Origin of the sequence: Sanguibacter antarcticus (genome assembly GCF_002564005.1) — a bacterium.
GTDB classification, from domain to species: Bacteria; Actinomycetota; Actinomycetes; order Actinomycetales; family Cellulomonadaceae; genus Sanguibacter; species Sanguibacter antarcticus.
This window is the reverse complement of sequence record NZ_PDJG01000001.1, coordinates 2492445-2513465: the sequence shown is the minus strand read 5'-3', so window position 1 is coordinate 2513465 and position 21021 is coordinate 2492445. Positions and strand designations below refer to the sequence as shown.

Genomic DNA, 21021 nt, shown 5'->3' with positions numbered 1-21021 from the left:
GGGCAGGCTCGCGGCACGGGGTGTGCCGGTCGGAGCTGGTGTCGGAGCTGGTGTCGGATCGTGCAACGGGTCCTCGCTCAGGGGGTGTGGGTCCAGGGGGAGTGGCGGTGTGCCCGCACGGTATGCGGACGATGTTTCCGGTGGCTTTCGGTGCGGCGTCCGTCAGGGCAGGATCTCGGACCGCTGCCACGTCCCGTCCGCGCCCTTGTCGTAGCGGGCCTTGTGGGCGGCGACCTCGGGGCCGACGCCCTGCCACAGGTCGACGCGGTCGGGGACGAACGCGATCGTCGTCCACGAGCCCGGCATGGGGAGCGTCGCCGGGTCCTGCGCGCCGTGGTGGGCGACGCTCGCGGCGATGCGCTCGGTGGACGTCGGTACGTCGGAGGCCACCGTGCGCGAGGTCGTCTCCTCAGGGGGCGTCGCCTGCGCTCCGAGCACGCCGACCTCGGTGAGCACGTCGTCGTAGGCCCACGCGACGAGCTGGAGCTGACGCGGGCGCGTCGGGTAGGCCACGCGCGACGTCGCCTCGTCGAGCTCGGTCGCGGTGCCGTGGAGGATCACCTGCCGGGAGAGGTCGGGCCAGTAGAACACGGCGCTCGCCCGCGGGTTCTCCGCGATGTCGCGGGTCTTGGCCGTCGGTCGTGAGCTGTGGAAACGCACGTGCTGGGAGTCGATGACGGTGCTCAAGACGATGCGGGCGTGCGGTGCACCGTCTGCACCGACGGTCGCGAAGGTGAGGGTGCGGGGGCTCGCGAGCCCGGCGGACTCCGCCTCGTCGGCCCAGGCGGCGAGGGTGTCGAGCGGGTTCTCGATCGTCATGGTGCGGCTCCTTCGGTCGGTGGTTCTTCAGTGGTTCTTCGGTGGTCGGTCAGTGGTCGTGCGGGGGCGCGGGAGCGGGCACGGGCGGGCTCTCCAGCACGTCGGGCCCGGAGTGGACGACGAGGAAGACGCAGCGGGCCTCGCCGACGCGACGATGGCGGTGGGCGGTCGCCCCGGGATAGCCGATGCTCTCCAGCGGGCCGAGCGTATGGATCTCGGGCGTGTCGGAGCCGGGCGGGGTGAGCTCGATCTCTATGTGCCCGGACACGACGTAGACGAGCTCGTAGCGCGTGTGGGAGAACGCGTCCTCGAACTCGGTCGGGAGATCGAGGAACTCGGTGACGTCGGCCCCGCCCTCGACGTGGCTGATGAGGCGCGCTGACCCGGTCTGGACCGGGATCGAGGACCCGCCGCCACGGTCGAGACGGATGTTCGGGTCCCCGGAACCGTTCGTCGGCGACAGGTCGGGGGCTGCTGCAGCGAGGAGCGCCTGCTGGGTCGTCTCGAGTGCCTGGGCGATGAGGAACAGGGACCGCATCGACGGGCGTGCGTGCCCGCGCTCGAGCTGGCTGAGGAACGAGTGCGAGAGCCCTCCAGCGGTCGCGACCTCGACGAGCGTCTTGCCGAGGAGGTGACGCCGGGCGCGGATGACACCACCGAGCAAGAGGTCAGGGTCCGCCGTCGACGCTTGGTGCGCGGCGAGCCTCGAGTCGTTCTCCGAGGGGGCTGGAGGGGCGGAAAAGGTTGAGATCTTGCGGCCTTTCTGGCTTGTGTCCACTGGTCACACATCCGGTGTCTCGTGGTTACGTGCAGGAAACAGTGACTACCTAACGTTCTCGATGTTAGTCCTATCAACATTTCTCCTGGCACTGCCGAGGAGCTACCGGAAGAGAGCGACGGCGATGACCACCACGACCGCAGCCCGTCCCGGGCCCGCTCCCCAGGCGCCGCAGTCCTGCGCCGACGCCGACGAGTGGTTCCACGTCGAAGACATCGGTGACGGCATCGTCCTCATCGCCGAGCCCGGCCACGTCAACACGTTCCTCGTGCTCGGGACCGACCGCGCGCTGCTCTTCGACACCGGCCTCGGCATCTCCTCCATCTCCGAGGTCATCCGCTCGCTCACCGACCTGCCGCTCGTCGTGGTCAACTCCCACGACCACGTCGACCACCGCGGCGGCAACGCCGACCTCGTCGCGCACGCCGACGAGATCGGGCTCATCGGGATCGGCGCCCACGTCAGCGCGGTCGAGCCGCTCGCCGACGGCTGCACCCCCAAGCACGGCGCCGCCGACCCCGCCTTCCTCACGGCCTACGCCGCCGCGATGCACGACGTCCACGCCCAGTACGAGACCTACGCCGCCCTCGACGCGCAGAGCTTCTACGCGCTCGCAGGCCTCGGCCAGATGCGTCCGATGCCCGACACGACGGGCTGGACAGTCCCCGCCGTGGCGCCGACGTTCACCCTCGCCGACGGCGACACGATCGACCTCGGCAAGCGGACCCTGCGCGTGGTCCACACGCCCGGGCACAGCCCCGACTCCATCAGCCTCGTCGAGGACGCCACCGGCATCCTGCTCGCCGGCGACACGATCATCGCCGCCGGATTCTGGCTCCACAACGACGGAGCCGACCTCGCCGCCTTCGCCCGGTCCGCCGCACACCTCGCTCGCACCCCGTCGTTGCGCCGGGTCCTCACCGCCCACAACCTCGTCTCCGAGCGGTCGCCCGCGTACGTCGAGGCCGTCGCGCGCGCCGCGGCGCTCGTTCACGGCGGCCACTCCCACGGCGTCCCTGGCCGAGACATGCTCGGCAACGCCGTCACCCGGCACGACGTCGGCGGGGTCACGCTCCTCCTGCCGGCACCTGCACCGGCACCAACATCGGTACCTGCGCCATCGCCAACACCAACACCAACACCAACACCAACACCAACACCAACGCCAACACCAACACCAACACCAACACCAACACCGGCACCGGCAGCACCCGCACCTGCGTTGTCGGCCGTCGTGCCGGGAGCGAGCACCGACGAGGAGGAGACCTCATGACCCGCCAGGGCAGCAGGACCGTCGTGGGCCTCGGAGCGCCGGACGGCTCGCCGTCGATGGCAGGCCGAACCGTCTCAGAGGTCCGGGGTGTCCGCCTGCTAGACGGCACGCTCGCGAACCTCACGCTCGCGGGCGGACAGATCACGTCCGTCGCCCGGTCGGACGCAGGCCCCGACAGGAAAGCCCTCCAGCGAGCGTCCGCATCCGCATCCGCGTCCGCGTCCGCATCCGGGTCGTCGAACTCGGGCATCCGTCCCGACCTCGGGCCGACGAGCGCCCGATCTCGAGACGAATGCCCGAGCTCGGCGGACGGATCTGCGGGAGGTGCAGCCGCAGCCGCAGCCGCAGCATCCGCAGCAGCCGGCGGTGACGTCGTCGACGCCCGTGGGTGGCGGGTCGTGCCTGCTGCTTCGGAGCCGCACGCGCACCTCGACAAGGCGTTGAGCGGCGAGCGCATCGACTACTTCTCCGGCACCGAGCAGAACGACCTGCCTGCAGCGATCGCGCAGTGGCAGCGCCTGCTCACCACGATCGACGAAGCCGACATCCGTGCCCGTGCCACCCGGGCGATCGAGCGGTACGTCGCGAACGGGATCACGAGCATCCGCACGCACGTCGACTTCCCGCTCTCGGGGGACCCGCTGCGCGGCTTCGTCGCGCTGAAGAAGGTGCAGCGTGCGCTCGAGGGCGTGCTCACCGTCCAGATCGTCGGTCTCGCCGGGTTCCACACACCCGACACGGTGATCGACGAGGCGATTGGGCTCGGCCTCGACGTCATCGGCGGCTGCCCGCACATCTCCCCGGACCCGCACCGCGAGACCACCCGCATGCTCGACCTCGCGGAGCGCACCGGGCTGCCGGTCGACCTCCACACGGACGAGCAGGTCGCTGCGGACGAGCTCGACATCCTCGACCTCGCTCACCAGGTCATGGCGCGCGGGCTCCAGCAGCGGGTCACCGCGAGCCACTGCGTCCGTCTCGGCTCGCTCCCTCCCGAGCGTCTGCGGCCGGTGCTCGACGTCGTCGCCCGCGCCGGCCTCGGCATCGTCACCCTGCCGATCACCAACCTCTACCTCCAGGCCTGGGACGCGACGCACCTCGCGCCCCGTGGGCTCACCGCCGTCCGAGCGATCCTCGACGCCGGCATCCCGCTCGCCGCCGGTGCGGACAACCTCCGTGACCCCTTCAACCCCGTCGGCCGAGCAGACCCCTTCGAGACGACGTCGCTCCTCATGACCGCCGGACACCTCACCCCGGTCGAGGCGCTCGCTGCAGTGACGAGCGGTCCCCGGACCGTCATGGGCCTCGCGCCCGTGGGCACGGCGGTCGGGGACGCGTCCGATCTCGTGCTCGTCCCTGACGTCGACCTCGGCGACGTCCTCGCTGGTGCTGTCGACGCTCGCATCGTCGTCCACCAGGGCCGCGTCCTGTCCGACACCCGCACCCACCGTTCCCTCGACCTGTCCGGTTCCGCCAGCCAGGATGCCGCCGGTCCTGCCTCGGCTGCACCGATCCGCACCCTCCCCGCACTCCAACCCGTGAGGTGACCACCATGGCAACCGTCGAAGCTCCCGCACCCGCGCGGATCCAGCACATCTCGAAGACTCGCACCCTCGTCATGGAGGACGTGTCCAAGACGTTCCCGACCGGGACCGTCGCACTGACCGGCGTCAGTCTCACCGTCGCCGCCGGTGACTTCGTGTCCGTCGTCGGGCCGTCCGGGTGCGGGAAGTCCACGCTCCTGCGGCTCGCCTCCGGTCTCGACGCGGCGACGACCGGCCTCGTCGAGGTGAACACCGACTCCACGAGCTATGTCTTCCAGGACCCGACGCTCCTGCAGTGGCGGACCGCGCAGAAGAACGTCGAGCTCATCGGCGAGCTGCGCAGCAAGTCGAAGATCGACCGGCGCAAGGCAGCCCAGGAGGCGTTGTCGCTCGTCGGGCTGGACGGGTTCGAGAAGCAGTACCCGCGTCAGCTCTCCGGCGGCATGCGCATGCGCGTCTCTCTCGCCCGGGCGCTCGTCGCCGAGCCGGACCTCTTTCTCTTCGACGAGCCGTTCGGTGCGCTCGACGAGATCACGCGGCTCAACATGCAGACGGAGCTGCAGCGGCTGTTCGCGCTCAAGCAGTTCGCTGGTCTGTTCATCACCCACTCGGTCTCTGAGGCCGTCTATCTGAGCAACCGCGTCATCGTCATGAGCGGGCGACCGGGAACGGTCGTCGCCGACGTCCGCGTCCCGTTCTCCTACCCCCGACCCCCCGAGCTGCGGTTCGACCCTGCTTTCGCCGAGCTGGCCGGCACGGTCTCAGCAGCCCTGGAAGGAGACCACCGATGAGCACCCCGACCACCACCCCCACCCTGCGCGACGCGTCCTCGACGGCCCCAGAGGCCGAGGGCGTCGCACCTGAGGGCACGACGTCCGAGGCTGGCGCACCTGAGGCTCCCGCAGCGGAGGCGACAGTCTCAGAGACCACCACCTCAGAGACCACGACCTCTGACGCCACCGCTGCTGACACCACCTCGTCCTGGGTGCAGCGCACGAGCGCGCTGCGTCCCCGTGCGCTGCGTCTCCTCCGTCGTCCTGCCGGCTCGACGCGCCCGAGCCTGCTCGCCCGCATCGTCTCCTCGGTGTGGCCGCTCGTCGCCGCAGCGGCCGGGGCGATCGGCTTCTGGTACCTCGTCTCCTACGTCGTGCTGCCGGAAGGCCGCCGATTCCTCCTGCCGCCGCCGCACCAGGTCTTCACCGAGTCGGTGCTCGACTGGAGCAAGGTCCAGCCGATGCTCGACGCGCTCACGCTCACCGCTCAGGTGGCGCTCACCGGTCTCGGGATCGCGGTCGTCCTCGGCATCACGCAGGCCGTCGTCATGAGCCAGGCGGGCTGGGTCGAGAAGTTCCTCTACCCGTACGCGGTCGTCCTGCAGACGATCCCGGTCCTCGCCCTCGTGCCGCTCATCGGTCTGTGGTTCGGCTTCGGGTTCACGTCCCGGGTCATCGTCTGCGTGATCATCGCGCTCTTCCCGATGATCTCGAACACGCTGTTCGGCCTGCAGTCCGCCGACGCTGCGGCGCACGACCTCTTCACGCTCAACAAGGCCACCCGGGCCCAACGGCTCTGGAAGCTGCAGATGCCCGCAGCCGTCCCGTCGATCTTCGCCGGGCTCAAGATCTCTGCCGGCCTCGCGGTCATCGGTGCGATCGTCGGCGACATGTTCTTCCGGCAGGGCGCCCCCGGCATCGGGAGCCTGCTCGACGTCTACCGGGCGCGGGTCGAGTCGGAGAACCTGCTCACCGCCATCGGCATCGCCAGCCTCTTCGGGGTCGCCGTCTTCGCGTTCTTCACCGTGATCGACAAGGCCGTCATGGCCCGCTGGTACGGCGTCCGCCGCTGACCAGCGCGGACCCGCCACCCCCGAGAACCCACCCCTTCGGCGTCTCGCGACCGCGAGACGTTCTCCCTCCCACACCCCCGCACGAACAACCACCCCCGTCAGCTCTCCCTCCCCGCCCCAAGGAGATGCACCATGAAGCGTTCCAAGTCCCTCCTCACCGCTGGTTCCGTGCTCACGCTCACCTCGCTGCTCGCCCTCACGGCGTGCTCGTCGGGCGACGACGAGGTAGCAGCAGCATCGCTCGACGTCGAGACCGCCGAGAGCGGATCCGCTCTCGACCTGTCCGACGTGTGCCCCGCGACCATCGTCATGCAGCAGGACTGGGAGCCTGAGGCTGAGCACTCCGGCATGTACTCCCTCGTCGGAGCCGACTACACGGTCGACGCCGACAAGAAGCGCGTCTCCGGCTCGCTCGTCGCGCAAGGCGTGGACACGGGCGTCGAGATCGAGGTCCGTCCCGGCGGCGCCGCGATCAGCTACCAGTCGGTCTCGTCGCAGATGTACGTCGACACGGACATCATGCTCGGTGCGGTCACCACGGACGCCGGGCTCGCCTCCTCGATGGACCAGCCGGTGACGGCCGTCGTCGCACAGCTCAACATGAGCCCGCAGGTCATCATGTGGGACCCGGAGTCCTACCCGGGCGCCACGACGATCGCTGAGATCGCCGAGCAGGGTGCCTCGATCGTCGTCTCCGGCGGTGGCAGCAACCTCGGGTCCATGCTCTCCGGGAACGGCACCGTCCCCGCCGACCAGATCGACGCGAGCTACAACGGCGACCCGTCCCGGTTCGTCGGCGACCCGACGATCGCCCAGCAGGGATTCGCGACCGCCGAGCCGTACGTCTACGAGAACGAGATCTCCGCGTGGGGCAAGCCGATCACCTACCAGCTCGTCTCCGAGGTCGGCTACACCGTGTACCCCGAGCCGCTGACCGTCCGCACGGGTGAGCTCGAGGAGCTCGCCCCCTGCCTCACCAAGCTCGTCCCGATCCTCCAGCAGGCCCAGATCGACTACCTCGACGCACCCGACTTCACGAACGACCTCATCGTCGAGCTCGTGGAGACGTACAACACGGGCTGGGTCTACTCCAAGGGCGTCGCGGACTTCTCCCACGACGAGATGCTCGACCTCGGCGTCATCCAGACCGACACGTCCGGCATCTTCGGCGGCATGGACGAGGACCGCATCCAGGGCGTCATCGACCTCTTCGGCCCGATCCTCGAGGAGAGCGGCACCGAGCTCCAGGAAGACATCGTCCCCTCGGACCTCTTCACCAACGAGTTCCTCGACACGTCGATCACCTTCGGCTGACTCGTCGCCCTTCCGCACACGTCTCCACCAGACAGGACTGACATGACTCTCACCCCTGAGAGTGCGGCAGCCTTCGCCGAGCTCGTCACGAACGAGCTCGGCGAAGGGATCGCCAGCACCGACCCGGACCTCATCCTCAAGTGCTCGTCCGACTGGTCCCGGATGTCTCCGATCCTCCAGGAGAAGCTTCCGCCCGGCCGGTTCCCCGCGGACCTCGTGGTGCGCCCCACGTCGGCCGAGCAGGTGCCCGCGTTCCTCAAGCTGGCGTTCGAGCACGACGTCCCGGTGGTCCCGCGAGGCGCGGGGACCGGGAACTACGGGCAGGCGACGCCTTTCACGGGTGGTGCAGTCCTCGATCTGCGTGGCCTCGACGCGATCGTCGAGGTGGGCGACGGCTATGTCGTCGCCCAGGCGGGTGCCAAGCTCACCGCTGTCGACGACGCTGTCCGCGCGAGCGGTCAGGACCTGTGGATGTTCCCGTCCACGAAGGGCTCGACGGTGGGCGGGTTCGTCGCCGGCGGGAGCGCCGGCGCCGGCACCATCGAGTTCGGCACGACGGCCGACGGTTTCGTGGCCGCCATGACGATCGCACCCTGCGACGGGAGCGGTGAGACGTTTCACGTCGAGGGCGAGGCCACGATCCCGTACGTCCACACGTACGGCGTCACGGGCGTCGCCACGGAGATCACGCTCCGCTGCAGCCCGGCACGGGACTGGGTCGCGATGTACGCGTCTTTCACGGACTACGACAAGGCGCTCGCGGTGCACCGTGCACTGCCTGGCCTGTCCGTGCTGCCACGGCTCGCGTCCCTCGACGAGCCTGGCCTCGTGGCGACGCTCCCGGCGGCGCTCCCGCTCGATGCGACGAAGACGAGCCTGCGCATCATCCTCGAGGCGTCCACCGTCGAGGAGGCCGCCGACCTCGTCGTCGAGGGCAGCGGTGAGGTCGTCGCGGTCTTCGAGGACTATGCGGAGTGCGACCGTCTCTCGTCGATGTCCTACAACCACCCGGTGTACTTCCTCCAGAAGTCTGGCCGGAACTGCTTCCACGTGGAGGTCGGCGGGCTGCCGCTCTGGGACTCGCCGGAGAGCGTCCGCACGGTGTACCCCGGGTCGATGATCCACATGGAGCTGCGCGTCGAGGCTCCGATGGCCATGTACGTGGCGGACTACGAGTCCGAGGCCCAGGTGCTCGCCGGGTTCCCAAAGCTCGAGGAGCTCGGTATCGGCTTCCACAGCCCGCACCAGTGGGCGGTCGACCGGCACGTCGCCGAAGCGATCGCCACCGTTCCCACGACCGACCCCAAGGGCTTGCTCAACCAGGGCAAGCTCGACCGCGACGCTGTCGTGCCTCCTCAGGCCGACACGAGGAACGAGGTGCTCATTGCCCGCACAACCGTTCTCAGCTCCTAGCCCGATGGCCGAGCTGAGCCCCCCCAAGGCGCCGAGCTTCATCGACCTGACGTTCGAAGAGGTCGCCGCGCTGCCCACGGATACCGTGGCGGTCTTGCCGCTCGGTGCGATCGAGCAGCACGGTGCACACCTGCCCGTCTCGACCGACTACCTCGTCGCGACGAGCGTCGCGGAGGCCGCGGTCGCGACGGTCGCGGCGGCGGGGTCGGCGAGCGTCGTCCTCCTGCCAGGTCTCGCGTACACGAAGTCTGACGAGCACCACTGGGCGCCGGGAACCATCTGGTTGTCGTGGGAGACGCTCATGAACACGCTCATCGACATCGGCCGTTCGCTCGCGAACACCCCGGTGAAGCGGATCATGTTCATCAACGGCCACGGCGGCAACTCGGCTCTCGGCCAGGTGGCGTGCCGCGAGCTGCACCGCCGCTTCGGCCTCATGACGTTCTTCGCGCACCCGTCCTTCCCCAAGGACCAGGGTGGTGTGGACGGCGTGGACACCGAGAACGGTTTCGGGGTCCACGGTGGTCACAGCGAGACGTCCATGGTGCTCCACCTGCGCCCGGACCTCGTCCACATGGACAGGGCTACCCGTCAGGTGCCCGACGCCATGGCGGAGTACAAGTACATCGGCTTCGGCAAGCCGGTGAGCTTCGGCTGGACGTCTGACGACTTCGGTCCGGGAGGCGTCATCGGCGACCCGACGGGGGCGACAGCCGACATCGGCAAGATCCTCGTCGAAGGCGCGGTCGAGCGGTGCGCCGCCGCGATCACGGAGGCGAGCCACTTCACCATCGGGTGACGCGTCTGCGGTGACCTGTCGGCACCTGGGATCTGGACCCGACCTCAGGTGCCGTCGCCGCGAGTCTGGATGACCCGCCGGGCTCGCTGCTCGTCGTTCAGGAGCCGGTCGACGAACCGGAGGCTCGCGTCGGTGCCGAGCTCGCGTCGGCGTTCGGCCGACTCGGCGCAGGCGTGCAGGAGCGTGGCGAGGCCTGGCCCGTCGAGGCACATCCCGTCGGTAGCGACGGTGGCGGAGCCCGGTGTCACCCCGCCCTCGCTGGACCATAATCCTGGGGTGTTGATGTGCCGGAACCATGTGCCTGACCGGGAGAGCACGTGCACGGACGTCGGGTCGTCTCCCACGAAGACGTGCCCGATCTCGTCCCAGCGGATGCGGGAGCGCTGCCCTCGCGACCGGTAGACGACACCCACGTCGTCGAGCACCAGGGACCCGGGGGTGAGGCTTCGCGTCGCGAGGACGCCGAGCGGGCCGGCGAGAACCAGCGCGACGAGAGTGATCGTCGACCCGGTCGCTGCGTCGGAGGGCCCTGCCAGCACGGCCCAGACGGCGGTGTACGCCGCGCACACGACATAGGGCACGAAGCCGGCGTAGAACCGCACGGGGTCGCGTTCGACAATCGTGCTCTGCCGCACGCCGCTGGTCCGCAGGCGTGGTGGGGGCGGTGACCGGCGCCCGTGGCGCAGGAGCCGTGCGACGGGGGTCGAGAGTCCCGCGGCGGCGAGCAAGCCTCCCAGCCATGCGTTGCCGTCTGCCCCGTCGTTCTGTGCGGAGACGACGAGGACGAGCCCGAGCGCGACCGCGGCTGCTGCGAGGACGAGGCCCGGTGCTCCGGTCGGTTCTCCGGGACGTCGCCGGACGGGGCGGGCCCCGGACGCCCTCGGGGCGAGAGCGAGCGTCGGTCTGCTCGCCGGGAGAACAGGCGTGGCGCGCTCGAGCCGGTCGATCGTCGGCAGGCTCCGTGCTGTGCCGAGGTCGGACCGTTCCGCGGGCGACGCGACGTAGTGCGCGAGCACCGACGAGAGGCTGGGGCCGTCGAGCGCGAGGTCCTGCGTCCGGATGAAGAGGATGCTGCTCGAGCCGAGCCCGGGGTACCTGCGCCGGCGTCGGGAGCCGGCGCCCGAGACCTCGATCGCCTCCCTGCTCGTCTGGATGGTCGCGGTCTCTGGCTCGCTCGCGGGGAAGACGTCGAGCACGTCCGCCCAGCGGAGGACCGACCGCTGCCCGTCGCGCTGATACATGAGGTGGTCGGGGCTGAGCGCCACGAGAGGGACGGCGCGGCCGCGAGCGATGCGCAGCGTGGCCCGTGCGGCAGAGAGCGGGACGAGCAGGAGGAGCACCGCAGCCCCCGGCGACTGTGCGGCCACGAGAGCGGCACCCCAGACGAACGGGACGACGCTGACGAGCATCGTCGCGAGCTGCAGCACGCGCTCCGACGGCTCAGGAAGGACGGCGGTCCAGGCGGTGCCACCGATACGGCGGACCGCTGGTGCCGGCAGGCGGGGCAGGTTGCGGGCCCGGAGCACCCAGCGTGCGGCGACGACCACCACGAGCAGGACGAGGGGGATCCCGACGAGGAGCCAGCCGAGAGCGCCGGTGGCGACGGAGCCGGCGATGGACAGCGCGCCGACGCCGAGCAGGACGAGCATCCCGACGATCGGGTCCGCGGGCGTGTATCGGACGGGGAAGAGCGGCCCGCTCGGTGGCCGTCGAAGGGAACCGTGCGCACCTCGCCCGGCGGGCGCTCCGACGGGCTGCACGATCACGACGGTCCTCTGGTCGGGGGCGGTGACGGCGACACTACCGGACGGCGCGCGGCGGAACCGGACAGCGCACGGCGCCGCCGGTGCGCGTGGCATAGTCGAAGGACACCCCGACCTGGCGAGAGAGAGCACACGATGACGAGCTCCGAGACCCCTGCAGCACCCACGAGCCGCACGCTGCCTCCGGAGGCTCTCGACGAGTGGCTCGCTGCCCTGGCTGCTGAGCTCGGTGTCGATCCCTCGCTCGTGCCGACCGCGACGATCCTCGACGTGGCGCGGGACGTGGCCCACGACGTGGCGCGCCCGGCAGCCCCGCTGAGCACCTACCTCGTCGGGCTCGCTGCGGCTCAGCGTGCTGCTGACGGTGAGGACCTCGCCGCGGCGGTGCGTGACGCAGCAGAGCAGACGAGCGCCCTGGCGGGTCGCTGGGCGGACCGCGGCCAGGAATGACCTGAAAAGTCGTCACATCCATCGCGAGCGCGGCTGATCGCCGCGTCCTAAACCCCGCATAAGCGGCACCTTTCTCATCGGTGCGGATGAACATCGGTGGGTTCGCCGCGCCTGTCGTGCTGCGGATCCGTGCACACCGCTCGATCGTGGCTCCCCCGCGAGGCGGGGGAGACGCCGCTCGTCGTCCGCCAAGGACCTTCGGTACTTAAAAGTTCAAAAACATGCTGTGGACTGAGGGTCATTCGGATCGTTGCGTGACCCTGGGAGCGTTGATGGAGACCAAGGACGTCGAACCAACAGTGACGGGCGGCGTCTCTCGACGCTCCGTCCTCAAGTGGAGCGCCGCGGTCGGAGGTGGGGCAGCCCTCGTCGGTGCAGGCGTCTACAGCAGCGCTGCGCTGCCCGGGATCGGGAGCGAGAACGCTGTCGGCCTCGTCCCTGCCGACGAGGACGCGATCGTCTGGTCCTCCTGCAACGTCAACTGCGGGTCCCGCTGCCCGTTGCGCATGGTCGTCAAGGACGGTCAGATCGCCCGCGTCCTCGCAGACGACACGGGGGACGACTCGATCGGGACGCAGCAGATCCGTGCGTGCGTCCGTGGTCGCTCGATCCGCCACCGCATCTACAACCCGGACCGGCTCAAGACCCCCATGCGCCGTCGTGCCGGCACCAAGCGCGGCGCCGGCCAGTGGGACGAGATCACCTGGGACGAGGCCTACGACGAGATCGCGACGACGATCACGCGGCTCATCAAGGACCACGGCAACGAGTCGATCTACCTCAACTACGGGACCGGGACGCTCGGTGGCACGATCACCCGCAGCTGGCCCCCGAGCGACACCCCGGTCGCCCGCCTGATGAACTGTGTCGGCGGCTACCTCAACCACTACGGGGACTACTCCTCGGCGCAGATCGCCGGCGCAGCCGAGTACCACTACGGCGGCTGGATCGGCTCGAACAGCTTCGACGACGCCAAGAACTCTCAGCTGCAGGTGATGTTCGGCAACAACCCGCTCGAGACCCGGATGAGCGGCGGCGGCGAGACCTTCGTGACGCAGCAGACCAAGAAGCTGCACAACGTGCGCACGATCGTCATCGACCCGCGGTACTCCGAGACCGCGCTCGGCATCGGTGACCAGTGGATCGCCCCGCGACCGGGGACCGACGCCGCTCTCGTGGCCGCGATCGCGCACGTGATGATCTCCGAGGACCTCCAGGACCAAGAGTTCCTCGACACGTACTGCCAGGGCTTCGACGAGGACCACATGCCTGAGGGGATCCCCGCCGGCAACTCGTACCGCAGCTACGTCCTCGGCACCGGCCCCGACGGGATCGAGAAGACCCCGGAGTGGGCAGCGTCTCTCACCGGCGTCCCGGCGAGCACGCTCGTCCAGCTCGGCCGCGAGATCGGTCGTGCACGCCCGGTGCACATCACCCAGGGGTGGGGACCGCAGCGGCACGCCAACGGCGAGAACCAGGCACGTGCGATCTTCACGCTGGCCGCCATGACCGGGTCCGTCGGTGTCCCGGGCGGCGGGACCGGCGAGCGCGAGGGCAGCTACAGCCTGCCGATGGCGAACCCGTTCGTCATGGAGAACCCGGTCGAGACCGCGATCTCCGTGTTCTCCTGGACCGACGCCATCGAGCACGGTGCAGAGATGACGGCGCTCCGGGACGGTGTGCGCGGCAAGGACAAGCTCGACACCGGCATCAAGATGGTCTGGCAGTACGCGGGCAACGCGCTGACCAACCAGCACGGTGACATCAACCGCACGGTCGCCCTCCTGGAAGACGACTCGCTGTGCGAGATGATCGTCGTGATCGACAACCAGATGACCGTCTCGGCGCGGTACGCGGACATCCTCCTGCCGGACGTGTCCAACGCGGAACAGCTCGACGTGGTGCACCAGGGCAGCGCTGGCAACATGGGCTACGCGATCGTGGCCGACAAGGCGATCGAGCCGCTCTACGACTGCAAGACCATCTACGAGATGATGAGCGAGATCGCTGTCCGTCTCGGGGTCGAGAAGGAGTTCACCGAGGGCAAGACGCAGGAAGACTGGGTCCGCCAGGTCGTCGACGAGAGCCGTGAGGCGATCCCCGACCTGCCCGAGTTCGACGACCTCCGTGAGCTGGGCGTCTGGAAGGTCGAGGGCGAGAGCTACATCGGTCTGACCGACTTCCGTGCCGATCCCGTCGCCAACCCGCTCGCGACGGAGTCCGGGAAGATCGACATCTTCTCCAAGCCGCTGTGGGAGCTCTCCCAGACGTGGGAGCTGCCAGAAGGCGACAGGATCACCGCGCTCCCGGAGCAGCTGAGCACCTGGGAAGGCCCAGAGGAAGCACGCACCAACACGGACTTCCCGCTGCAGGTGATCGGCCACCACTTCAAGCAGCGCACCCACTCGACCTACGGCAACGTCGACTGGATGAAGGAAGCGCACCCGCAGGTGGTGTGGATCAACACGATCGACGCCGAGGCCCGCGGCGTCGCCAACGACGATCTGGTCGAGGTCTTCAACGACCGTGGCCGCCTTCGTCTTCCCGCACGCGTGACCGCGCGCATCATGCCCGGCGTCCTCTCCGTGCCCCAAGGGGCATGGTTCAAGCCTGACACCGACGGTGTCGACATGGGTGGGTCGGTCAACACCCTCACGAGCTGGCACGCGTCGCCCATCGCGAAGGGCAACGCCCAGCACACGACACTCGCCCAGCTGAAAAAAGCCTGACGGTAAGACAGGACCATTGTGGACAAGCTCGGATTCAGCTTCGACCAGACCCTGTGCAACGGCTGCAAAGCCTGCTCGGTAGCCTGCAAGGACAAGCACGACCTGCCCGTGGGGGTCACGTGGCGACGTGTCGCCGAGTACACCGGCGGCACGTGGCAGCAGGACGGCGACACCGTCGTGCCCAACGTCTTCTCCTACTTCACCTCGATGTCCTGCAACCACTGCGAGGACCCGATCTGCGTGAAGGTCTGCCCCACCACAGCGATGCACGTCGGTGAGGACGGGATCGTCTCGATCGACCAGGACAAGTGCGTCGGCTGCCGGTACTGCGAGTGGGCCTGCCCGTACTCGGCCCCGCAGTTCGACCCGAGCAGCGGGCACATGACCAAGTGCGACATGTGCGCGGACTACCGGGCCGAGGGCGAGGACCCAGCCTGCGTGGCCGCGTGCCCGTCCCGTGCGCTCGGCTGGGGGCCGATCGACGAGCTGCGTGCAGAGCACGGCACGCTCGCCGGGGTTGAGCCGCTCCCTGACCCCGCCATCACCCGTCCGCGGCTCGTCATCGTCCCCCACCGTGACGCACAGCCGACCGGTCAGGGAACGGGCGCGATCATCAACCCTGAGGAGCTGTGAGATGAACGTCCACGAACTGCCGATGATCATGTTCACGACCCTCGCGCAGATGAGCGTCGGCGCTTTCGTGGTCCTCGGCATCATCCAGATCGTCGCCGCGCGGCGTTTCGGGTCCGACGCGATCGACAAGGTCACCGACCCTGCGCTCTACGCGATCGGTCCGGCCATGGTCCTCGGGCTCGTGGCCTCGATGTTCCACATGAACGACCCGATGCACACGCTCAACGTGCTGCGGAACGTCGACTCGTCGTGGCTCACCCGGGAGATCCTCCTCGGCACCGGCTTCGCGGGGCTCGGCTTCGTGTTCGCGTTCCTCCAGTGGAAGAAGCTCGGCAGCGTCCGCCAGCGTCAGGCGCTCGCGCTCGTGACCGCGGTGGTGGGTCTCGTGCTCGTCGGCTCGATGTCGATGATCTACTACTCCCTCGTCACGGTCCCTGCATGGCACACCCTCGCGACCCCGGCGCAGTTCTTCACCACCACGTTCCTGCTCGGGGCGCTGGCTGTCGGTGCGGCGCTCATGGGCGCTGTCATGTGGCGGATCAGGGTCGCGTCCCGCGACGCTGACGGAGTCGTGGGTGCGGAGCAGACAGTCGTCGACACGACGTCTCGCACGGTGCTCACCTCGTCGCTCAAGGGGATCGGCGTCGCAGCGATCGTCTTGCTCGGCATCGAGTTCATCATCATCGCCCTGCACCTCTCCGAGCTGTCTGGCGCCGGTGACGTCGCCGGTCAGTCTGCGGCGGTCTTCAGCGGTGGGTGGTTCGTGGCCCGGCTCGTGCTCGTCTTCCTCGGGGCGGGCCTCCTCTCCGTGTTCTTGTTCCGGTACGCGAGCAGCGCCTCGACCGCACGCCCGCTCGCGATCCTCGTGAGCTCGTCGTTCGCGCTCGTGCTGGTCGGTGAGCTCATCGGTCGGTCTCTCTTCTACGACTCCATGTTCCGGATCGGGATGTGAACGCCGTGACGAGCGTGACCTGCACCGTGAGCGACCTCCTCGAGGACAGGGCTGGTCTCGCAGACGACCTCGACCGGACGGCTGCGGTCTTCACCACGCTCTCGCGCGTGCTGCTCGCACCCCCGCTCGAGGAGGTGCTCGGCCAGCTGCGCGACGAGGACCTCCTGGCGCAGTGGCCGTCGCTCCCGTCCCCGGAGACCCGGGACGGGGTGCGTCAGCTGATCGAGGCTGCGAGCACGGGCGAGGACGCCCGCGACGTCAGGCGTGACTTCACGCGGCTCTTCGTCGGGCCCGAGCGCATGCCCGCTGCCCCGTACGAGTCCGTCCACCGCTCGAAAGACCGGCTCATCTTCGAGCAGGACACCTTCCTCGTGCGTGCCGCCTACGCAGAGTTCGGCCTGGCGGCACCGCGCCTCAACCAGGAGCCTGACGACCACATCGGGCTCGAGACGGGCTTCGTCGCCGAGCTCTGCGTCCGCGGTCTCGACGCGCTCGACACCCAGGACGACACCGAGCTGCTGCGTCTGGTCACCGGGATCGCGACGTTCCTCGACGAGCACCTGCTGGCGTGGGGACCGCAGTGCTTCACGCTCGTGGAGTCAGAGGCCGCGACGTGCTTCTACCGCGGGGTGGGCCTGCTCGGGCTCGGTGCGCTGGCTGACGCCGAGCGCACCTTCAGGTCCTGAGGCGGTCCGGACGGTGAGCGGGCCGGCAGACGCGCTCGCGCGATGGGTCGCGCACCAGCCTGCTGGTCTCGACCTCGAGATCGTGTGCGTCGAGCACGACGACCCCTCCCAGGGGGATCCCTCTCGCACGGTCGTGCGGCTGCCTGCGTGCCTCCGCGACGTCTCGGCGTCCGCGGTGCTCGAGCTGCTCACCGCCGGCGCGGCGACGGTCCTCGTGCGCACGGACGGGTGCGACGAGCTGGAGACCAGCACCGAGCACCTCGCGACGGTGGCCCACCTCCTCGCCGCTGCGGGCGTGCCTCGGCTGCAGGTCCAGGACGTTCACGGTCCAGGCGCACCGGACGCGACTGACGTCTCCGGCGGCCCACGCGCCCCGGCACCACGCCCGGTGCTCGACGCCGTACACCTGCCGGTCGCCCGCCGCAGCGTCTTCGGGCTGGGTGCGGCCTCGGACGCGGACCTCGCGGCACCGGTCGCGGCCCCGTCGGGCCCTCGGCTGCTGAGCGCGGCGCTCGCCGAGCTCGTCCCACCGGACCGTCGCGACGGTCTGGACGCGGCTGCGGACGCGGTCCGGCTCGGCGCGCACGGGTGCACCGCGTGCGGTGTCTGTGTGCGAGCGTGCCCGACGGACGCCCTGAGCCTGAGGTTCTTCGGCGGGGAGGATGCCCGCCAGGACGTCCGCCAGGACGTCGGCCCGCTGGTCACGAGCCTGCTCCAGGACCCGGTCGCCTGCGACGGTTGCCTGCGGTGCGTGGACCTCTGCCCGGAGGACGTGCTGACGGTCACGGGCGCGTGGGGCTGGGACGAGGTGCTCTCCCGGGTCGACGTGCCGAGGTCCGCGCCTGTCGCGTCGCTCACGACGAAGGAGTGCTCCCGGTGCTCTGCACGGTTCCCGACGACCGACGCCAGCAGCCTGTGCCCGGTGTGCGCTTACCGACGTCTCAACCCGTTCGCGTCTCGGCTCCCGCCCGGGTACGAGGCCCCTGCGGTCTAGTCGGTGGTGCTGTCCGGCCTGCGTCCTGCGCGGTCGGCAGCCGCGCCCAGGACGGCGCGCCGGAAGTCCTTGCCCGTGTCTGCGGAGAGGATCGCGAGGACCAGCCGCCCGAGCACGCGCCAGACGTTCGCTCGGGCGTCCCGCACGAGGCGGCCACCGAGCTCGGGGAGCGCCGGCACGAGCCTGCTCGAGACGAGGTCGTGCTGCGCGACGCGCAGGGACTTGGCGTGCACCGGGTCTCCCTGCGCCCAGGCGATCGCTTCCTCGCGGCAGAGGGCGGCGAGGTCGCGGACGGGTGCGACGACGCCTGCGTCGCGGGCGACCAGGGACTCGTGGTCGGCGAGCAGGTCCGCGAGGTCATCGGCCGGGTCGCGTCGGGAGGCGGCCCGGGAGTACACGTCGAGGCTCATGAGGTCCGCCGTGAGCACGTGCACGTCGTCGCCGAGCCAGCTCGAGCCCTGGCGCCACACCTCGGTGAGCGCGCCCGACCGCAGACGCTCGACGAGCGCCGCGTCCGGCGGGGAGAGCACATCGGCCACCGCGTCCCAGCTCGCGGCGCGGTCGCCCGCGGTCTGGACGACCTTGGCGAGGAAGACGGCAGGCAGGACGGGGCTGGTCACGAGGGCTCCGTCGCGGCACGGTCGGGTGCGCCCGGACGGCCGGGCGGGGTGCTTCTCACAGGCTCCATCGTCCGAGGGTATGCCCGGTCAGATCTGCAGCAGCTCGACGAGGTCGGCCTTGCGGATCGTGCCGTGCACGCCGCACACGCGGTCGACCACCTGGGAGACTGCGAAGTCTCCGGCGGCAGACAGGTAGGCGTACGCGTACGACGGGTCCATCCCGGCGTCGGCGAGGAGGTTGACGGCGGCCCGGGTCGCGGCGCGCATCGCTTCGCCGAGGTCGGCGTCGAGGCCGATCGGCACGAGCAGCTCGGACGTCTCGGCCCACAGGGTGCGGGGCACGACGAAGGCCTCGCGCGGGATGACGTCGAAGCGCAGGTGGGCGCGCAGCGGTGCCTCGAAGGCGGTGAGGGCGACCTCGCCGTCGCCCTGGGCGTAGTGCGGGTCGCCGACGTACGCGAGGGCGCCGTCGACCTGGACCGGGATGTGAAGGGTCGATCCGACCCCGAGGAGCGAGATGTCGATGTTGCCGCCGTGCGGGCCGGGCGGCACGGAGTGGGCGCGCTCGTGGCCGGCGACGGCGACGCCCATCGTGCCGAGGAAAGGTCGCAGGGGGAACCGCACGCGGCGGTGGTCGCCGGGCCCGGCGGGCATGGACCCGCGTCGTGGCTCGCTTGCGCCGGGCGCGCCGGCCGGACCGGAGGAACCGGCAGGGTCGACCGTGCACAGGATCGACACGGGGTCGAGCGACCCGCCGCGCGGGAACTCCGCGGGCAGGGCGCCGCGCCCGTGGCGGTTGGAGACGATGCCGTACCCGGCACGCATCTCGAGGTCGAGGACGGTGACGGAGAGGATGTCGCCGACCCGTGCGCCGCGGACCCGCACGGGTCCGGTGACCACGTGCGGGCCGTCGACGTCGGGGTCGTGCTCGACCTCGGCGGCGACGCGCACCGCGTCGGCCAGCACGTCAGCGGCGGCGATCCCGTGGCAGGCGAAGAACGCCACGGGGTCGCGGCCCTGGTCTTCGAGGATGCCCTCGTGGCTCACGGTGTCGATCCACAGGGAGTCGCCCGCGTCGATCGTCACGACGGGGCGGTCGTCAGCGCACGGGAGCCGGCCCCACAGGACCGTGTCCGGTGCAGCGGCGAGCCGCCCGACGGCACGGGCCTGCGGGGCGGCGGTCATGCGACGGGTGCGAGCGACGGCACGAGCACACCGAGGTCGGCGGCGGTCAGGGGGACGGGGGTGCCGTCCGTGACGAGCTGTGCGAAGCCGCCGTCGTTCGCCATGATGGTGATGGTGGTGAGGCGCTCGGTGGCGGACGTGTTGATGATCCGGTGCTCGGAGCCGGGCTGGAGGATGAGGACGTCTCCGGGGCTGAGCGGGACCATGTCGTCGTCCGAGTGGGCTTCGGCGTGCCCGGCGAGGACGATGAAGATCTCCGCCGAGTCCTCGTGGGAGTTGAGCGGCTGGGCGCCGCCGGGCTCCCAGATCTCGAGGAAGACGCTGGTGCTCGTGCCGTGGCTGGGGCCGGCGAGCTCGGCGAGACGCACGGTGTCCGTGGGGGAGATGAGGTAGCCCGGGATGTCTGTGAGCTTCCGGACGATGGGTGCTGCACCGCTCATGATGGTTCCTCTCGAAGGTCTCCCGCGTCTGCGCGCGGGCGGGAAAGACGGTCTGGGCTGGGGGCGGGGTGGGTCAGCGCACGGTCGCGCGGGGGAGGGTGTGGAAGGTGCGCTCGAGGTAGCCGAGGCCGTGGGTCGCGTCCTGGTCGGGGACGTGGACCTCGTGGACCGCCCCGATGATGATCGTGTGGTCTCCGGCGGCGACCACCTGGCTGATGGTGCACTCGACGGCGCGCAGGCAGTCGTCGGGGAGCCACGGGAGCCCGTCGCCCGTGGTGCCTCGGGTGATCGGGCCGCTCGTGGGCGAGAACTTGTCTTCGCTCTTGCTCGCGAAGCTCGATGCCACGTGCGCGGCGCTCCCGGCCATGATGTTCGCGACGAACGCGCCGCGCTCGAGGAGCGCGGGCAGCGTGCGGGAGGCGTTGTCGACGCAGATCCCGAAGAGGGGTGGGTCCAGGCTCACGCTGAACCCGGTGGTGACGGTGAGGCCGGTGGGGGTGCCGCGGTCGTCGGTGGTGATGACGCAGACGCCGCCCGCGAGGCTAGACATGGCCTCTCGGAAGGTCAGGTGGACGTCGGTGAGTGGCTCTGAGGTAGTTGCCGGTGCCATCGGCGTGGTCATCGTGCGTCCGACGAGTGTCGTCACGGTGAGCCTCCTCGAATCCCGGATGGCGCGGATGTTGATGCCATCAACATTGACGCTAGGCGGCATTTGTTTCGCGCCACGTTTCGTGCGCGTAAACCTTGGGCACACAGCGTGTAAGACGGCACCGTCCGGCAGCC

20 protein-coding genes are annotated in these 21021 nt (G+C 70.0%); 13 read left to right on the top strand and 7 right to left on the bottom strand.

The features are described 5' to 3' along the window. Positions 1-162: 162 nt before the first annotated feature. Complete coding sequence (locus tag ATL42_RS11455) at positions 163-819, bottom strand: pyridoxine/pyridoxamine 5'-phosphate oxidase (RefSeq protein ID WP_098455454.1); 657 nt, start codon at positions 817-819, stop codon at positions 163-165. A gap of 49 nt (positions 820-868) precedes the next feature. After that, positions 869-1483 carry a helix-turn-helix domain-containing protein gene (locus ATL42_RS11450; protein ID WP_211281807.1) on the bottom strand — a complete coding sequence of 205 codons (615 nt, stop codon included), beginning with the start codon at positions 1481-1483 and terminating at the stop codon, positions 869-871. A gap of 238 nt (positions 1484-1721) precedes the next feature. On the opposite strand from ATL42_RS11450, the gene ATL42_RS11445 reads away from it, so the two are divergent. The 7 genes from ATL42_RS11445 (at position 1722) to ATL42_RS11415 (ending at position 9786) form a co-directional block, all read left to right on the top strand. Beyond that, on the top strand, positions 1722-2870 hold the full coding sequence (locus ATL42_RS11445; protein ID WP_098455453.1) for an MBL fold metallo-hydrolase: 1149 nt from the start codon (positions 1722-1724) through the stop codon (positions 2868-2870). Beyond that, the gene (locus ATL42_RS11440) at positions 2867-4417 is read left to right on the top strand and encodes an amidohydrolase family protein (protein WP_211281806.1); all 1551 of its coding nucleotides are present in this window, start codon (positions 2867-2869) and stop codon (positions 4415-4417) included. Before ATL42_RS11445 ends, ATL42_RS11440 begins: the two co-directional genes overlap by 4 nt. 5 nt (positions 4418-4422) lie before the next feature. After that, positions 4423-5205 (top strand): ABC transporter ATP-binding protein, encoded by a 783-nt coding sequence (locus ATL42_RS11435; RefSeq protein WP_211281805.1) that lies wholly within the window; start codon positions 4423-4425, stop codon positions 5203-5205. After that, positions 5202-6260: an ABC transporter permease gene (locus ATL42_RS11430; RefSeq protein WP_098455452.1), complete on the top strand. Its 1059-nt coding sequence runs from the start codon at positions 5202-5204 to the stop codon at positions 6258-6260. Before ATL42_RS11435 ends, ATL42_RS11430 begins: the two co-directional genes overlap by 4 nt. A gap of 132 nt (positions 6261-6392) precedes the next feature. Then, positions 6393-7574 (top strand): hypothetical protein, encoded by a 1182-nt coding sequence (locus tag ATL42_RS11425; protein ID WP_098455451.1) that lies wholly within the window; start codon positions 6393-6395, stop codon positions 7572-7574. A 42-nt stretch (positions 7575-7616) separates the two neighbouring features. Next, positions 7617-8987: an FAD-binding oxidoreductase gene (locus ATL42_RS11420; RefSeq protein ID WP_098455450.1), complete on the top strand. Its 1371-nt coding sequence runs from the start codon at positions 7617-7619 to the stop codon at positions 8985-8987. A gap of 4 nt (positions 8988-8991) precedes the next feature. Beyond that, positions 8992-9786 (top strand): creatininase family protein, encoded by a 795-nt coding sequence (locus ATL42_RS11415; RefSeq protein WP_098455449.1) that lies wholly within the window; start codon positions 8992-8994, stop codon positions 9784-9786. A gap of 44 nt (positions 9787-9830) precedes the next feature. Here the strand turns inward: ATL42_RS11415 and ATL42_RS11410 are convergent, their stop codons facing one another. Then, positions 9831-11552, bottom strand: a complete 1722-nt coding sequence (locus ATL42_RS11410; RefSeq protein ID WP_098455448.1) for a hypothetical protein — start codon at positions 11550-11552, stop codon at positions 9831-9833. A 132-nt stretch (positions 11553-11684) separates the two neighbouring features. On the opposite strand from ATL42_RS11410, the gene ATL42_RS11405 reads away from it, so the two are divergent. The 6 genes from ATL42_RS11405 (at position 11685) to ATL42_RS11380 (ending at position 17993) form a co-directional block, all read left to right on the top strand. Then, entirely contained in the window at positions 11685-11999 is a 315-nt protein-coding gene (locus ATL42_RS11405; RefSeq protein WP_098455447.1) for a DUF6457 domain-containing protein, read from the top strand. Positions 12000-12271: 272 nt separating this feature from the next. Then, on the top strand, positions 12272-14728 hold the full coding sequence (locus ATL42_RS11400) for a DMSO/selenate family reductase complex A subunit (protein ID WP_098455446.1): 2457 nt from the start codon (positions 12272-12274) through the stop codon (positions 14726-14728). A gap of 18 nt (positions 14729-14746) precedes the next feature. Continuing rightward, on the top strand, positions 14747-15361 hold the full coding sequence (locus tag ATL42_RS11395; RefSeq protein ID WP_245862469.1) for a DMSO/selenate family reductase complex B subunit: 615 nt from the start codon (positions 14747-14749) through the stop codon (positions 15359-15361). Position 15362: 1 nt separating this feature from the next. After that, entirely contained in the window at positions 15363-16313 is a 951-nt protein-coding gene (locus ATL42_RS11390) for a dimethyl sulfoxide reductase anchor subunit family protein (protein WP_098455444.1), read from the top strand. Positions 16314-16318: 5 nt separating this feature from the next. After that, entirely contained in the window at positions 16319-16999 is a 681-nt protein-coding gene (locus ATL42_RS11385) for a TorD/DmsD family molecular chaperone (protein WP_169925404.1), read from the top strand. Between the two features lie 13 nt (positions 17000-17012). Continuing rightward, positions 17013-17993: a 4Fe-4S dicluster domain-containing protein gene (locus tag ATL42_RS11380; RefSeq protein WP_169925403.1), complete on the top strand. Its 981-nt coding sequence runs from the start codon at positions 17013-17015 to the stop codon at positions 17991-17993. On the opposite strand, the gene ATL42_RS11375 is transcribed toward ATL42_RS11380, so the two are convergent. The 4 genes from ATL42_RS11375 to ATL42_RS11360 form a co-directional block, all read right to left on the bottom strand. Beyond that, a complete protein-coding gene (locus ATL42_RS11375; protein ID WP_098455441.1) occupies positions 17990-18613 on the bottom strand; it encodes a hypothetical protein in 624 nt (207 codons plus the stop codon). The two genes, ATL42_RS11380 and ATL42_RS11375, sit on opposite strands and share 4 nt — an antisense overlap. 87 nt (positions 18614-18700) lie before the next feature. Continuing rightward, positions 18701-19798: an acetamidase/formamidase family protein gene (locus ATL42_RS11370; RefSeq protein ID WP_098455440.1), complete on the bottom strand. Its 1098-nt coding sequence runs from the start codon at positions 19796-19798 to the stop codon at positions 18701-18703. Further along, positions 19795-20238, bottom strand: coding sequence for a cupin domain-containing protein (locus ATL42_RS11365; RefSeq protein WP_098455439.1), 444 nt, complete (start codon positions 20236-20238; stop codon positions 19795-19797). The genes ATL42_RS11370 and ATL42_RS11365 overlap by 4 nt, the downstream gene beginning before the upstream one ends. 73 nt (positions 20239-20311) lie before the next feature. Beyond that, positions 20312-20884, bottom strand: a complete 573-nt coding sequence (locus ATL42_RS11360; protein ID WP_169925402.1) for a flavin reductase family protein — start codon at positions 20882-20884, stop codon at positions 20312-20314. Between the last annotated feature and the right edge of the window lie 137 nt (positions 20885-21021).

Coding starts and splice junctions, on each gene's coding strand:
- ATL42_RS11455 (WP_098455454.1), bottom strand. CDS start 819: ATGACGATCGAGAACCCGCTCGACACCCTCGCCGCCTGGGCCGACGAG.
- ATL42_RS11445 (WP_098455453.1), top strand. CDS start 1,722: ATGACCACCACGACCGCAGCCCGTCCCGGGCCCGCTCCCCAGGCGCCG.
- ATL42_RS11440 (WP_211281806.1), top strand. CDS start 2,867: ATGACCCGCCAGGGCAGCAGGACCGTCGTGGGCCTCGGAGCGCCGGAC.
- ATL42_RS11435 (WP_211281805.1), top strand. CDS start 4,423: ATGGCAACCGTCGAAGCTCCCGCACCCGCGCGGATCCAGCACATCTCG.
- ATL42_RS11430 (WP_098455452.1), top strand. CDS start 5,202: ATGAGCACCCCGACCACCACCCCCACCCTGCGCGACGCGTCCTCGACG.
- ATL42_RS11425 (WP_098455451.1), top strand. CDS start 6,393: ATGAAGCGTTCCAAGTCCCTCCTCACCGCTGGTTCCGTGCTCACGCTC.
- ATL42_RS11420 (WP_098455450.1), top strand. CDS start 7,617: ATGACTCTCACCCCTGAGAGTGCGGCAGCCTTCGCCGAGCTCGTCACG.
- ATL42_RS11415 (WP_098455449.1), top strand. CDS start 8,992: ATGGCCGAGCTGAGCCCCCCCAAGGCGCCGAGCTTCATCGACCTGACG.
- ATL42_RS11405 (WP_098455447.1), top strand. CDS start 11,685: ATGACGAGCTCCGAGACCCCTGCAGCACCCACGAGCCGCACGCTGCCT.
- ATL42_RS11400 (WP_098455446.1), top strand. CDS start 12,272: ATGGAGACCAAGGACGTCGAACCAACAGTGACGGGCGGCGTCTCTCGA.
- ATL42_RS11390 (WP_098455444.1), top strand. CDS start 15,363: ATGAACGTCCACGAACTGCCGATGATCATGTTCACGACCCTCGCGCAG.
- ATL42_RS11370 (WP_098455440.1), bottom strand. CDS start 19,798: ATGACCGCCGCCCCGCAGGCCCGTGCCGTCGGGCGGCTCGCCGCTGCA.
- ATL42_RS11365 (WP_098455439.1), bottom strand. CDS start 20,238: ATGAGCGGTGCAGCACCCATCGTCCGGAAGCTCACAGACATCCCGGGC.